Source organism: Janthinobacterium sp. GW456P, assembly GCF_002127655.1.
Classification (GTDB): domain Bacteria; phylum Pseudomonadota; class Gammaproteobacteria; order Burkholderiales; family Burkholderiaceae_D; genus Janthinobacterium.
This window is the reverse complement of sequence record NZ_NEHB01000004.1, coordinates 229,246-242,011: the sequence shown is the minus strand read 5'-3', so window position 1 is coordinate 242,011 and position 12,766 is coordinate 229,246. Positions and strand designations below refer to the sequence as shown.

Sequence of the window (12,766 nt, the reverse complement as noted above, 5' to 3'; positions counted from 1 at the left end):
TCCTACAAGGTCGTCGCCGGTCCTTCCTGCTGCTCGTCGCGCCGCGCATAGCGTTGCGCAATCACGGCGCAGATCATCAGTTGAATCTGGTGGAACAGCATCAGCGGCAAAATCACCATGCCCAGCGCGTGCGTGGCGAACAAGACCTTGGCCATGGGCACGCCGCTGGCCAGGCTTTTCTTCGAGCCGCAAAAGACGATGGCGATCTCGTCTTCCTTGCTAAAGCCCAGGCGGCGGCTGATGAACGTCATCAGGCCCAGGACCAGCGCCAGCAGCAAGATGCTGAACAGGCCCAGGGCGACCAGGGTTTCCACCGAGATCGTGTGCCACAGGCCTTCGCTGACGGCTTCGCTGAAGGCCGTGTAGACCACCAGCAAAATGGAACCTTGGTCGACGAATTTCAGCATGGCCTTGTGACGGTCGACCCAGCGGCCGATCCAGCGGCGCAGGAACTGGCCGGCCAGGAAGGGCAGCAGCAGCTGCATCACGATGGACAGCACGGCATCGACCGACGACTTGCTTTCCGCGCCCTTGGCCACCAGCAAGCCCACCAGGATGGGGGCCAGAAAAATGCCGATGAAATTCGAGGCCGAGGCGCTGCAGATGGCGGCCGGTACATTGCCGCGCGCCATGGCCGTCAGGGCGATCGATGATTGCACGGTCGATGGCAAGGCGCACAGGAACAAAATGCCCACGTACAGCTCGGGCGTAAGAAAAGTCAGCGCCAGCGGACGCAGAGCCAGGCCCAGCAGGGGGAACAAAATAAAGGTACTGGCCAGCACCAGCAAATGCAGGCGCCAGTGCATGACGCCGGCCACCACGGCTTCACGCGACAGCTTGGCGCCATGCAGGAAAAACAGGGCGCCGATGGCAACAGTGGTGATATTGCCGAAGACCACGGCCGTCTGGCCCGTGCAGGGCAGGAAGCTGGCCAGTGCCACGGTGACGAGCAGGGCGATGGTGAAGTTGTCGGGTTTCAGATTGCGCAGCAGGGCGGCGGAAGAAAAAGAAGACATGCGGTAGCCTGGTAGCGGCCCAGCCTTGCAACACTGCGCCGTGGATGACAAAAAGCGCCGGGAACGGCGCCATTGCTGGCTATTCTACCTGCTTCCACTCAGAGCCTGACAGAACCGTAGCGAGCGGCAACGAGTTGTGGCCAGGAAGCGCAACTGTGCTACAGCACGGTGCGCATCACAGGCCGCCAATGGCGACGCGCAGTCGCTACTGTCAGGTGCTACACGATGCCGCTGCTGCTCGCGCCTGCCTTGGGTGGCCGCGCCACGCCGCACTGCTCGCGGTAGCCCGTCGTGCGATAGCACGCCACCGGATCGATCGCGCCGCCCGAGCGCAAACGCGCCATGGCCAGAATCGCGCTCACGTCCGTACGGAAAGCCTGCTTCAAGGCTTGCGCCGACGCATGCACGTCATTGCTTTCCTGCAGCTGGCGCAGGCCGGCGCGGTCAACCAGGGCCGACTGGATAAAGGCGCGCTGCACCTCGACCGCGCTGCTCATCAGGCTTTCGATGGGGTCGGTCACATTGTGCGACTGGTCCAGCATGTAGGCAGGATTGAAAGTGCTGCCTTCGCGCTCGGCCGCGTCGGCCAGTTCGTTGAACACCAGGAACAGCTGGAACGGATTGATGCTGCCCGAATCGAGGTCATCGTCGCCATACTTGCTGTCGTTGAAATGGAAGCCGCCCAGCTTGCCGAACTGCGCCAGGCGCGCGACGATCATTTCAATGTTCGTGTTGGGCGCATGGTGGCCCAGGTCGACCAGGCATTGGGCTTTCTGTCCCAGCGCGCTGGCGCAGGCAAAGCTGGTGCCCCAGTCGGCAATGGTGGTGGCGTAGAAGGCTGGCTCGAACAGTTTATGCTCGATAAAGATGTTCCAGTCGGCGGGCAGGGCGCCGTAGATGTCGCGCATGCTGTCGAGGTAACGTTCCAGCGCGCCGCGCAGATTGTGCTGGCCGGGGAAGTTGGCGCCATCGCCGACCCACACCGTCAGCGCTTTCGAGCCCAGCGCGCGGCCCAGTGCTATACACTCGATGTTGTGTTCGACCGCCTGCGCGCGCACGGCCGCGCTTTGCGACGTCAAACTGCCGTGCTTGTAGGTATGCGCCTGGCCCAATTGATCCTGGAAGGTGTTCGAATTGACGGCGTCAAAGCCCAGGCCATGGCCTTGCGCGATTTCGCGCAGGGCGGCCGTATCGCTGACCTTATCCCAGGGGAAGTGCAGCGAGACGGCAGGCGTGGCCTGCGTCAGCTGGTTGATCACGGCGCAGTCTTCGAGCTTTTCAAACACATTGCGCGGCTCGCCCACGCCAGGAAAACGGGCAAAGCGCGTGCCGCCGGTGCCGGCGCCCCAGCTTGGCACGGCCACGGCGAAGGTCTGCGCCAGCGCCGTCAGTTTTTCAATATCCTGGCCGCGCCGTTCCAGTACGCCGGCCAGCGCCGCGTAGTCGGCGTCCAGGTTACCTTGCAGCTTGGCATTGTGTTCGGCCACCAGGCCGCTGTCGATCATGGTACTCATCTTGTCTCCTTGGGCGCGGCGCGGCGCATGGGCCGGCTGCTTTTTTATAGGGCGTGATTATCGTGTAAAGGCGGCCGCATTGCCGGCATCGACATTGAGGATATTGCCGGTGCTCTTGGCCGCTTTTTCGCTGGACAGGAAATACACGGCCTCGGCAATGTCTTCCGGCAGCACGCTGCGTTTGAGCATGCTGCGCTGGCGGTAGAATTCCTCGATATCGTCCGAATCGATCTTGTTCGAGGCGGCCCGCTCTTCTTTCCACTTGCCGTCCCAGATGCGCGAACCGCGGATGACGGCGTCGGGATTGACGACATTGACGCGGATGCCGTGCGGCGCGCCTTCCAGCGCCAAACAGCGCGCCAGGTGGATTTCGGCCGCCTTGGCGGTGCAATAGGCCGAGGCGCCGCCCGAAGCCACCAGGCCATTCTTGCTGGCCACATACACCATGCTGCCGCCCAGTTGCTGCTGCTTCATGATGCGGAAGGCGGCGCGGCTGACGAGGAAGTAGCCGGTCACCAAAATCGACTGGTTGCGCTCCCACATTTCCAGGGTCGTGTCTTCCACCGGCGCCGACGAGGCGATGCCGGCGTTCGACACCAGCAGGTCGACGCCGCCAAAGCGCAGCGCGGCCGCGTTCAGGATGGACTCGACTTCGTGCTCGGCCGTGATATTGGCGCGCACGGTGGCGATATTGTCGCGCCCCGCCACCTTCAGCAAATTCTGTTCCGCCTCTTCCAGCGCGCCGCCATCGATATCGGTCAGCATCACGCACGCGCCTTCCTGCAGCAACTGGCGCGCCACGGCCTGGCCGATGCCGCCGGCGCCGCCCGTCACCAGGGCGATGCGCCCGGCCAGGCTTTTTGGTTTCGGCATGCGCTGCAGCTTGGCTTCTTCGAGCAGCCAGTATTCGATGTCGAACGCTTCCTGTTCCGGCAAGCCCACATAGGTGTCGACGCCATTGGCGCCGCGCATCACGTTGATGGCGTTGACATAGAACTCGCCGGCGATGCGCGCCGTCGCCTTGTCCTTGGCGAACGACAGCATGCCCACGCCCGGGATCAAATAGATGATCGGGTTGGCGTCGCGCACGGCCGGGCTGTTGTCGTGCTTGCAGCGCGTGTAGTAGGCGATATAGTCGGCGCGGTAGGCGGCCAGCGCCTCGTCGAGGCCGCCGACGAGCTTGTCGAAGTCGGGGTCAAGCGGATCGAAATCGATCACGAAAGGACGGATCTTGGTGCGCAGGAAGTGGTCGGGGCAGGAAGTGCCGAGCGCGGCCAGCGGCAGCAGATCATTGCTGCAGACAAAATCGAGCACATTGGCGCTGTCGTCAAAGTGGCCGAGCTTGTATTCATGCTGGCTGATCTTGCCGCGCAGCACAGGCATCAGGCGCTGCGCCAGCGCCGCGCGCTCCTGCGCTGGCAATGGCGCGGCCTTGGCACCGCCAAAGGCGGGCTGCTTGCTGTTGGCGGCCAGCCAGTCTTCGGCGCGCTTGATGATGGCCAGGGTCACTTCATAGCAGGACTTGGCCGTATCACCCCAGGTAAACAAGCCGTGGCCTTCGAGGATGATGCCCTTCAGGTTCGGTTGCGACTGCGACAGCGCTTCGAGTTTCAGGCCCAGGTCATAGCCGGGACGCTGCCATGGCAGCCAGCCCAGTTCGCCTTCAAAAATCCTGTGCGTGAGCGCTTTGCTATTGGCGCAGGCGGCGATCGCGATCACCGCGTCCGGGTGCATATGGTCGACATGCTTGCGCGCGATGTACGCATGCAGCGGGGTGTCGATACTGGCTGCGCGCGGGTTCAGGTTGAAGGTGCAGTGGGGCAGATACGCCACCATTTCATCTTCCAGCGCCAGGCCACGGTAGCGGCCTTTCAAGGCATGGAGCTTGTCCATGTAGAGGGTGGAAAAACCGTCGAGCTTGATGCTGCCCAGGTCGCCGCCCGACCCTTTCACCCACAGCACCTCGGCTGCGCCGCCCGTCAGCGGGTCGGTCATGCTGATCTTGGCCGACGTATTGCCGCCGCCAAAATTGGTGATGCGCATGTCGGAGCCGAGCAGGTTCGAGCGGTACAGCAGCAGTTCCGGTTCGCTCAAGGTTGCGGCGTGCGCGTCATCCCACAGCGAAGTCATGGGCGCAGGCGTGTTGGTGTCCATCGTGGCGGTCATACAGTGTCTCCATTATTGGTTATGTGTGCACTTGCCCTGGCCGCATCTGCGTGCGGAGCAATTGGCGGCAGCAGCGTTCAGTAGAAGTCAGGCGCCTGATCATGTCAATCAACAAGCAATCAAAAGCGTGAGAGAAACGCAAATAATCATCATGTTGATCGAAACGTCGATCAGGCATTTGCGCAATGGGCAAATAATCACGATGTTGATTGATTGATTGTTGACACGCACCGCTCAACTGCTTAGGCTGGCTCACCGATAAAGAAGTCGTCCCTGCCCATCTGGCTACGCCAGGGCAAGGCAGGAGAGGGCTCAAGAGGAGACAAAGGTGATCAATCACAAACGCCGCAAAGGGCTGTTGAAGTTACTCGCCGAGCATGCCGCGGCGAGCGTCGACCAGTTGGTCGGCTGGCTCAATTCGTCGCCAGCGACCATACGGCGCGATATCGCCTGGCTGGCCGAGCGCAACCTGCTGGTGCGCACGCGTGGCGGCGCGGAAAGCCTGCCGCAAAAAAAGCAGCGCACCTTTGCGCTGTCGGGCGAGACATTCCAGAACAATATCGACCGCGGCGCCGCGCAAAAACGCGCGATTGCCCGCCATGCCTGCGGCCTGTGCGCGGACGGCGACACCATCATCATCAATGGCGGCACCACCACCTACCGCATGGTGGAATTTCTGGTCGACAAGCGCCTGAAAATCCTCACCAATTCCTTCATGATGGCCGAACGCCTCCTGATGACGAGCGAGAATGAAATCATCTTGCCGGGCGGTACGGTGTACCGCGAACAGAACGTCATCCTCAGCCCTTTTGATAACGACATCAGCCAGCACCATTACGCCGGCAAGATGTTCATGGGCGTGTATGGCCTGTCGATGCTGGGCCTGATGGAAGCGGACCCAATGCTGATCCAGGCGGAAAAACGCCTGATCAGCCAGGCCGAGGAATTGATCGTGCTGGCCGACAGCAGCAAGTTCGCCCGCAAGGCGGGACTGATCCTGTGCGGCCTGAACCGCGTCTCCTGCGTCATCACGGACACGGGCGCATCCGACGCTGCCGTGCAGATGCTGGAACAGTCGGGCGTCAAGGTGCTGGCGGTAGCGCCCGAACTCGCGCCCGAGGCGGCCATGTCGCAGGCGGAAAGCGACTGGCAGGGCCAATAAACACCAATAACAAGATGGCCGGAGGCATGGTGCCTACCGCCACATCAATAATAAAAGGAGACGTGGCATGACAATGAAAAAAATGATGGTGGCGATCCTGAGCACCTGCATGATGGCCTGCCTGGCCACCGGTGCCCAGGCGGCTGACAAAATGAAGATCGCCATGGTCGTGAAAAACCTCGGCAACGGTTTTTTTGACGCCGCCCATGAAGGCGCGAACGAAGCGGCCAAGCAGCTGGGCGACGTGGAAATCATCTACACGGGCCCGACGACAGCCACCGCCGAAGGCCAGATCGAAATCATCAGTTCCCTGATCAGCCAGAAGGTCAAGGCCATCGTCATTTCCGCCAACGACGCCAATGCCCTGGTGCCGATCACCAAGAAAGCCATGCAGCGCGGCATCAAGGTCATTTCCTTCGACAGCGGCGTCGCCAAGGAAGGCCGTTTGCTGCAGCTGAACCCATCGAGCCCGTCCCTGATCGGCCAGAAACAGATCGAAATGGCGTCCGACGCCATCGGCGGCGCCGGCGACATCGCCATCCTGTCGGCCACAGCGCAGGCGACCAACCAGAATATCTGGATCGGCGAAATGAAAAAGACGCTGGCCCAGAGCGCGTATGCCAAAATCAAGCTGGTGTCGACCGTGTATGGCGACGACCAGTCCGACAAGAGCTACCGCGAAGCGATTGGCCTGTTGCGCAGCAACCCGAATTTGAAAGCCATCATCGCTCCGACGACGGTCGGCATCAATGCGGCCAGCAAGGCGGTGGTTGATGAAAAACTGGTGGGCAAAGTGTATGTGACGGGCCTGGGTTTGCCATCGGAAATGGCTGGCCACGTGAAAAGCGGCGCCGTGAAAAGCTTTGCGATCTGGAACCCGATCGACCTCGGCTACGCCGCCACCTATGCCGCGCACCAGTTCGTCACCGGCAAGGCGACGGGCAAGGCGGGCGAATCGATTGCCGTCGGCCGCATGGGCAAGCTGACGATCGACGCCGCCGGCGAAGCGGCGCTGGCGCCACCGTTTACCTATGACAAGGATAACGTCGACAAGTTCTCGAAGATTTTCTAAGCAGGTTGGATTCGGCGCGTGGCGCCGTAATCCGACAACACCTGCGACGTCAACAATGTTGTCGGGTTACGCCTTTGGCTAACCCGACCCACAATTTTTCTTGTGTGAACGGATATGTCACAGAATCCCCCCATTGCGCAGAGCGCGGCGCCGGTATTGCGCCTGCACGGCCTCTGCAAGCATTTTCATGGCGTCACCGCGCTGCACGACGTGGCGCTGACCGTGCGCGCCGGTGAAGTGATGGCGTTGATCGGCGAAAACGGCGCCGGCAAGTCGACCCTGGTGAAGACCCTGACGGGCATTTATCAGCCGGACGCAGGCCATCTCGAAGTCGGTGGCCAGCGCGTGCTGTTTGCCAGCCCGCAAGACGCGATGGCTGCCGGCATCACCGCCGTGCACCAGGAAACCGTGATGTTCGACGAACTGACGGTAGCCGAAAACATTTATATCGGCCGCCAGCCGCAGACCGGCTACCCGGCGCGCATCGACTGGGCGCTGATGGCGCAGCAAGCAGAAGCGATCTTTGCGCGCCTGGAAGTGCAGCTGCCGGTGCTGGCCAAGGTGAAGGACCTGAGCGTGGCGCAGCGCCACTTCGTGGAGATCGCCCGCGCGCTGTCGCAGGAGGCGCGCGTGGTGATCATGGACGAACCGACGGCGTCGCTGTCGCAGCGCGAAATCCACGAGCTGTACCGCATCATCGGCCAGCTGCGCGCGGCCGGCACGGCCGTCATTTTTATCTCGCACAAATTCGATGAAATCTTTGCCGTCGCCGACAGCTACACCGTGCTGCGCGACGGCCATTTTGTCGCCGCCGGCCTGCTGGCCGAGATTACCGAACCGCAGCTGGTCTCCTTGATGGTGGGCCGCGCCATCCACCAGGTATTTCCCAAGGCCGAGGTAGCGCTGGGAGCGACCTTGCTGGAAGTGTCGCAGTTCTGTCATCCGACCGAGTTTCGGGACGTCAGTTTTTCGGTGCAGCAAGGCGAGATCGTCGGCTTCTACGGCCTGGTGGGCGCCGGGCGCTCCGAAGTGATGCAGGCGCTGTTTGGCCTGACGCCAGGCGTGACCGGCACCGTCAAGATTGCCGGCCAGGAAGTGGCGATCCGCTGCGCCAGCGACGCCATCCGGCACGGCATCGCGTATGTGCCGGAAGACCGCCAGCACCAGGGCGCGCACCTGTCGCTGTCCATCGTGCAGAACATCACCTTGCCTATTCTCGACGGCATCGGTTTTTTCCTGCGCAGCAAGCGTGCCAGCGAAACGGCGATCGCGCGCCAGCTCAGCGAACAGCTGGAACTGAAGGCCAGCCACTTTACGCAGATGGTGTCGGAGCTGTCGGGCGGCAACCAGCAAAAAGTGGTGCTGGCCAAATGGCTGGCCACCAAGCCCAAAGTCATCATTCTCGATGAACCGACCAAGGGCATCGATATCGGCTCGAAAGCGGCCGTGCACCGCTTTATCAGCGAACTGGTGACGCAGGGCCTGTCGGTGATCCTGGTGTCGTCGGAATTGCCGGAAGTGCTGGGCATGGCCGACCGCGTGGTGGTGATGCACCAGGGCCATATCCATAGCGTCTTTTCACGCACCCAGGCGACACCGGAAAACGTGGTCGCCGCCGCCTCCGGCAGCGTCCACTCGAACGAGGAACTCCCATGCACTACCTGAAACAACGCGAAGTCCAGCTGGCGCTGCTGATCGTGCTGCTGGCCGGCGCCGTGGGCCTGCGCGCCCCCGTCTTTTTGAGCGCCGGCAGCCTTGGCAACCTGCTCACCGACAGCACCCTGCTGGTGATGCTGGCGCTGGCGCAGATGTTCGTCATCATCACGCGCGGCATCGATCTGTCGGTGGCGTCGAACCTGGCCCTGTCGGGCATGATGGCCGCGCTGCTGGCGGTGCAATATCCGGCGCTGCCTTTGGCAGTGGTGATGCTGGCGGCCGTGCTGATCGGCCTGCTGTTGGGCCTGGTCAACGGCTACCTGATCGGCTACCTGGACTTGCCGCCCATCGTGGTGACCTTGGGCACCATGAGCGTGTACCGCGGCCTGGTGTTCGTGCTGTCGGGCGGCGCCTGGGTCTCGTCGCACCAGATGCCGGCCCACTTCATCGCCTTTCCGCTCGAGCGCTTGTTGGGCGTCACGCACCTGGTGTGGATAGCGGCCGCGGCCATCATCGCCATCTGGCTGCTGGCGCGCTACACGCGCTTTGGGCGCGACCTGTATGCGATCGGCAACCAGCCACAGGCGGCGCGCTATGTCGGCATCTCGACGGCTCGCCGGCTGTTCTGGACCTACGGCCTGTCGGGCATGATGGCCGGCCTGTGCGGCTACCTGTGGGTGGCGCGCTATGCGGTCGCGTATTCGGAAATTGCCTACGGCTTTGAATTTACCGTGATTGCCGCCTGCGTAATCGGCGGCATCAGCATCGCCGGCGGCGCCGGCACGGTGTCGGGCGCCGTGCTCGGCGCGCTGTTCCTGTCCGTGATCAATAACGCCTTGCCGATCATCAAGGTCTCGCCGTTCTGGCAAAGCGCGCTGACGGGCATCGTGATCCTTACCGCCGTGCTGATCAATGCACGCGGCAACAAGAAGGCCGGGCGCCAGATCCTGCCGCTGGCCATGCTGCAACCGTCCTCAAGGAGCGCCGCGTGAACGCGATCTCGACTTCCCTGCACCAGAGCACCGTGAACGGCACGCCATCGCCCGCCGCGCCCGGTACGCGCTACACCATCCTCGACCGCAAGGCACAGCGCCTGTCGCATTACCTGGCGCACTGGGAAGCGCTGCTGGCGCTGCTGCTGGTGGCCGTGTTCATCGGCAACAGTGTGCTGCTGCCAAACTTTTTCGACGCCTACAACCTGGCCGACAGCACCTTCAATTTCAGCGAAAAAGCGCTGATTGCGCTGCCGATGGCCTTGCTGATCATTTGCCGCGAAATCGACATTTCCGTCTCGGGCACCTTGGCGCTGTCGTCGGTGGCGATGGGTTTTGCGCACCACCACGGCGTGCCGCCCGCAGGCCTGCTGTTTGTCGCGCTGGCCATGGGCGCCGTTTGCGGCAGTCTGAACGGCGTGCTGGTGACGCGCTTTGCCCTGCCGTCCATCGTTGTGACGATCGGCACGGTGGCGCTGTTTCGCGGCCTGGCCAGCGTGATCCTCGGCGACCAGGCGTATACCGGCTATCCGCCACTGCTGGTCGACTGGGGGCAGGGCTATTTCTTCGACATTCTCCCGCGTCCCTTCGTGATATTGCTGGTGTTTGCCGTGCTGTTTGCCGTGCTGCTGCACGCGACCAGCTGGGGCCGGCGCATCTTTGCCATCGGCAGCAATCCGATGGCGGCGCGCTTCTCAGGCGTGGCGGTGGACCGCTACCGCTTTGCGCTGTTCGTGCTGACAGGCACCATGGCCGGCCTGGCCGCCTGGCTGCTGACGGGACGCATCGGCAGCACGCGGCCCAATATCGCCATGGGCTGGGAGCTGGAAGTGATCACCATGGTCATCCTCGGCGGCGTCAGCATCGCCGGCGGCAAGGGCAGCATCGGCGGCGTACTGCTGGCCGTGCTGCTGCTGGGCATGGTCACCTATGGCCTGGCGCTGCTCAATATTCCTGGTGTCATCATGACGATTGTTGTCGGCATCTTGCTGTTGATTACGATTGCCCTGCCGCGCCTGCTGAACCGCAAACCGACGAAAAAATAACCATGGAACACATCGCTTTCAGGATGCAGCTCAAGCCGGGGCCGGCCATCGCCGCCGAATATCAACGCCGCCACGACGCCATCTGGCCCGAACTGGCCAGCTTGCTGCACGACTCGGGCGTGCGCGACTACAGCATCTTTCTCGATGCAGGCACGGGCGCGCTGTTTGCCGTGCTGCGCCGCATCGACGGCCACGCGATGGACGCTTTGCCGCAGCATCCGGTAATGCGCCGCTGGTGGGATTACATGGCCGACCTGATGGACACGCGGCCCGATGCGTCGCCCGTCGCCGTGCCCCTGGTTCGCGTTTTTCATCTGGCCTGAGGACAAGACGTGACCGACAACGCCACCGTGGTACTCGATATCGGCAAGACCAATGCCAAGCTGACCTTGCTGGACGCCACCGGCGCCATCCTGGCCGAACAGCGCTGCCCGAACAGCATCGTGCATGCGGGACTGTATCCGCACCACGATACGGAGCGCCTGTGGGACTGGCTGCAGACCATACTGGCCGTGTTTGCGCGCCAGGCCCGCATCACCGCCATCGTGCCCGTCACGCATGGCGCCACGGCGGCCCTGGTCGACGACGACGGGCTGGTGCTGCCCATCCTCGACTATGAGTCCAGCTTGCCGCAAGCGCTGGCAGCCGAGTATGCGGCGCTGCGTCCCGCGTTTGCCGACAGCCTGTCGCCACGACTGCCGTGCGGGCTGAACCTGGGTTTGCAGCTGTACTGGCTGGCCAAAACGTATCCGGAGCAATTTGCCCGCGCGTGCCATATTCTGACCTACCCGCAATACTGGGCCTGGCGCCTGTCGGGCGTGGCGGCCGGCGAAGTGACCTCGCTGGGTTGCCATACGGATTTATGGCAACCGCGGCAAGGCACGTATTCCTCGCTGGTGCAGCAGATGGAATGGACGCATCTGTTTCCACCGCTGCGGCCGGCGTGGACCGCGCTGGGGCCGGTGCTGGCCCACGCCTTGCCGCCCGCGTGCCAGGTGCTGTGCGGCATCCACGACAGCAATGCCTCGCTGCTGCGCTATCTGGATGCGCGAGCAATCGGCGAGCCGCGCACGGTATTGTCGACTGGCACCTGGGCGATCGCCGCCGCGTTTGGGGCGCCCCTCGAGCAGCTCGATGAAACGGCCGACATGCTGGCCAATGTCAATGCGCTGGGCCAGCCCGTCGCCTGCATGCGCTTCATGGGCGGACGCGAATTTTCGGTGCTGGCCGGCGAGCAGCCGCAAGCGTGCGATGCGGCCGACATCGCGCGGCTGGTCGGGCAAGGCACGCTGGCGCTACCGTGCTTTGCGGAGTCGGGCGGGCCGTTCGTGGGGCAGGCGGGGCGCATCGCCGGGCCAGCGCCGCGCAACGCGCAGGAACGGTATGCGCTGGCCACCTTGTACTGCGCGCTGATGAGCGACTATTGCCTCGATGCCCTCGGCGCACGAGGGCCGGTCACGGTGGAAGGCAGTTTTACGGACAACCGGCATTTTTCGTCCTTGCTGGCGGCCTTGCGGCCAGGCCAGGACGTGTCCGTGTCGCAGGACGCCAGTGGCACCACGTGTGGCGGCTGGATGCTGCATCGCTGGGGCGAGGTGCCGACGATGGCGGCAACGCTGATGCCGGCGCTGGCCGTGGACGGCTTGCTTGCTTATCGTGAACAATGGCGGGCACTGCTGACACAATAAATCAACGGGCAAAAAAATGCCCTGTCCGCAGACAGGGCAACCCGGAGTAAAGTACAGCGCGAGGGGGATTAGCCGGCGGCTTTGACTTTCAGCTCGTTCTTGATTTCTTTCACGCCGCTCACGGAAGCGACGATCTGCACGACGCGGTCACCCGCTTCGGCGCTCGGCACGTCGCCCGACAGGACGACCACACCTTGCTGGGTTGCTACCTTGACGGGCAGGGCAGCGGCTTGCGCATCGGCGCTCAGGGCGGCCTTGGCCGAGGAAGTGATGGTTTCATCAGGAACGGCAGCGGCGGCGTTGGCGGCCACGACGGTGTCAGCAGGAGCTTGTGCTTTTGGGGCGGAGTCAGCTGCATGCGAAGCGGTGATCGAGGCGCCCGACAGTACGATAGCGGCAACCAGGGTATTGAACAGTTTCGATGTTTGCATGGTAGTTCCTCTCAATGAAGTTA

General features: G+C 63.0%; 11 protein-coding genes. 7 read left to right on the top strand and 4 right to left on the bottom strand.

Going from position 1 to position 12,766, the window contains the following annotated elements; all coding sequences use genetic code 11:
• Positions 1-2 precede the first annotated feature (2 nt).
• The 3 genes from CBW66_RS06605 to CBW66_RS06595 all read right to left on the bottom strand — a co-directional run bounded on the left by CBW66_RS06605 (position 3) and on the right by CBW66_RS06595 (position 4,696).
• A complete protein-coding gene (locus CBW66_RS06605) occupies positions 3-1,016 on the bottom strand; it encodes a bile acid:sodium symporter family protein (protein WP_086137404.1) in 1,014 nt (337 codons plus the stop codon).
• A 218-nt stretch (positions 1,017-1,234) separates the two neighbouring features.
• Complete coding sequence (gene rhaI, locus CBW66_RS06600; RefSeq protein ID WP_086137403.1) at positions 1,235-2,530, bottom strand: L-rhamnose catabolism isomerase; 1,296 nt, start codon at positions 2,528-2,530, stop codon at positions 1,235-1,237.
• A gap of 57 nt (positions 2,531-2,587) precedes the next feature.
• The gene (locus CBW66_RS06595; protein WP_230492186.1) at positions 2,588-4,696 is read right to left on the bottom strand and encodes a bifunctional rhamnulose-1-phosphate aldolase/short-chain dehydrogenase; all 2,109 of its coding nucleotides are present in this window, start codon (positions 4,694-4,696) and stop codon (positions 2,588-2,590) included.
• Positions 4,697-5,024: 328 nt separating this feature from the next.
• Between CBW66_RS06595 and CBW66_RS06590 the strand changes: the two genes are divergently transcribed.
• From CBW66_RS06590 to CBW66_RS06560, 7 genes are all read left to right on the top strand, one after another.
• The gene (locus CBW66_RS06590; RefSeq protein ID WP_086137402.1) at positions 5,025-5,858 is read left to right on the top strand and encodes a DeoR/GlpR family DNA-binding transcription regulator; all 834 of its coding nucleotides are present in this window, start codon (positions 5,025-5,027) and stop codon (positions 5,856-5,858) included.
• Between the two features lie 67 nt (positions 5,859-5,925).
• Entirely contained in the window at positions 5,926-6,930 is a 1,005-nt protein-coding gene (gene rhaS / locus CBW66_RS06585) for a rhamnose ABC transporter substrate-binding protein (RefSeq protein ID WP_086137401.1), read from the top strand.
• 114 nt (positions 6,931-7,044) lie between these two features.
• Positions 7,045-8,595, top strand: a complete 1,551-nt coding sequence (locus CBW66_RS06580) for a sugar ABC transporter ATP-binding protein (RefSeq protein WP_086137400.1) — start codon at positions 7,045-7,047, stop codon at positions 8,593-8,595.
• Positions 8,583-9,578, top strand: coding sequence for an ABC transporter permease (locus CBW66_RS06575; RefSeq protein WP_086137399.1), 996 nt, complete (start codon positions 8,583-8,585; stop codon positions 9,576-9,578). The genes CBW66_RS06580 and CBW66_RS06575 overlap by 13 nt, the downstream gene beginning before the upstream one ends.
• A gap of 5 nt (positions 9,579-9,583) precedes the next feature.
• On the top strand, positions 9,584-10,624 hold the full coding sequence (locus CBW66_RS06570; protein WP_230492193.1) for an ABC transporter permease: 1,041 nt from the start codon (positions 9,584-9,586) through the stop codon (positions 10,622-10,624).
• Positions 10,625-10,626: 2 nt separating this feature from the next.
• Positions 10,627-10,947, top strand: coding sequence for an L-rhamnose mutarotase (locus tag CBW66_RS06565; protein WP_086137397.1), 321 nt, complete (start codon positions 10,627-10,629; stop codon positions 10,945-10,947).
• Between the two features lie 9 nt (positions 10,948-10,956).
• Positions 10,957-12,312 carry an FGGY-family carbohydrate kinase gene (locus tag CBW66_RS06560; RefSeq protein WP_086137396.1) on the top strand — a complete coding sequence of 452 codons (1,356 nt, stop codon included), beginning with the start codon at positions 10,957-10,959 and terminating at the stop codon, positions 12,310-12,312.
• A gap of 68 nt (positions 12,313-12,380) precedes the next feature.
• Here the strand turns inward: CBW66_RS06560 and CBW66_RS06555 are convergent, their stop codons facing one another.
• Positions 12,381-12,743: a BON domain-containing protein gene (locus CBW66_RS06555; protein WP_034752546.1), complete on the bottom strand. Its 363-nt coding sequence runs from the start codon at positions 12,741-12,743 to the stop codon at positions 12,381-12,383.
• Positions 12,744-12,766: the final 23 nt, after the last annotated feature.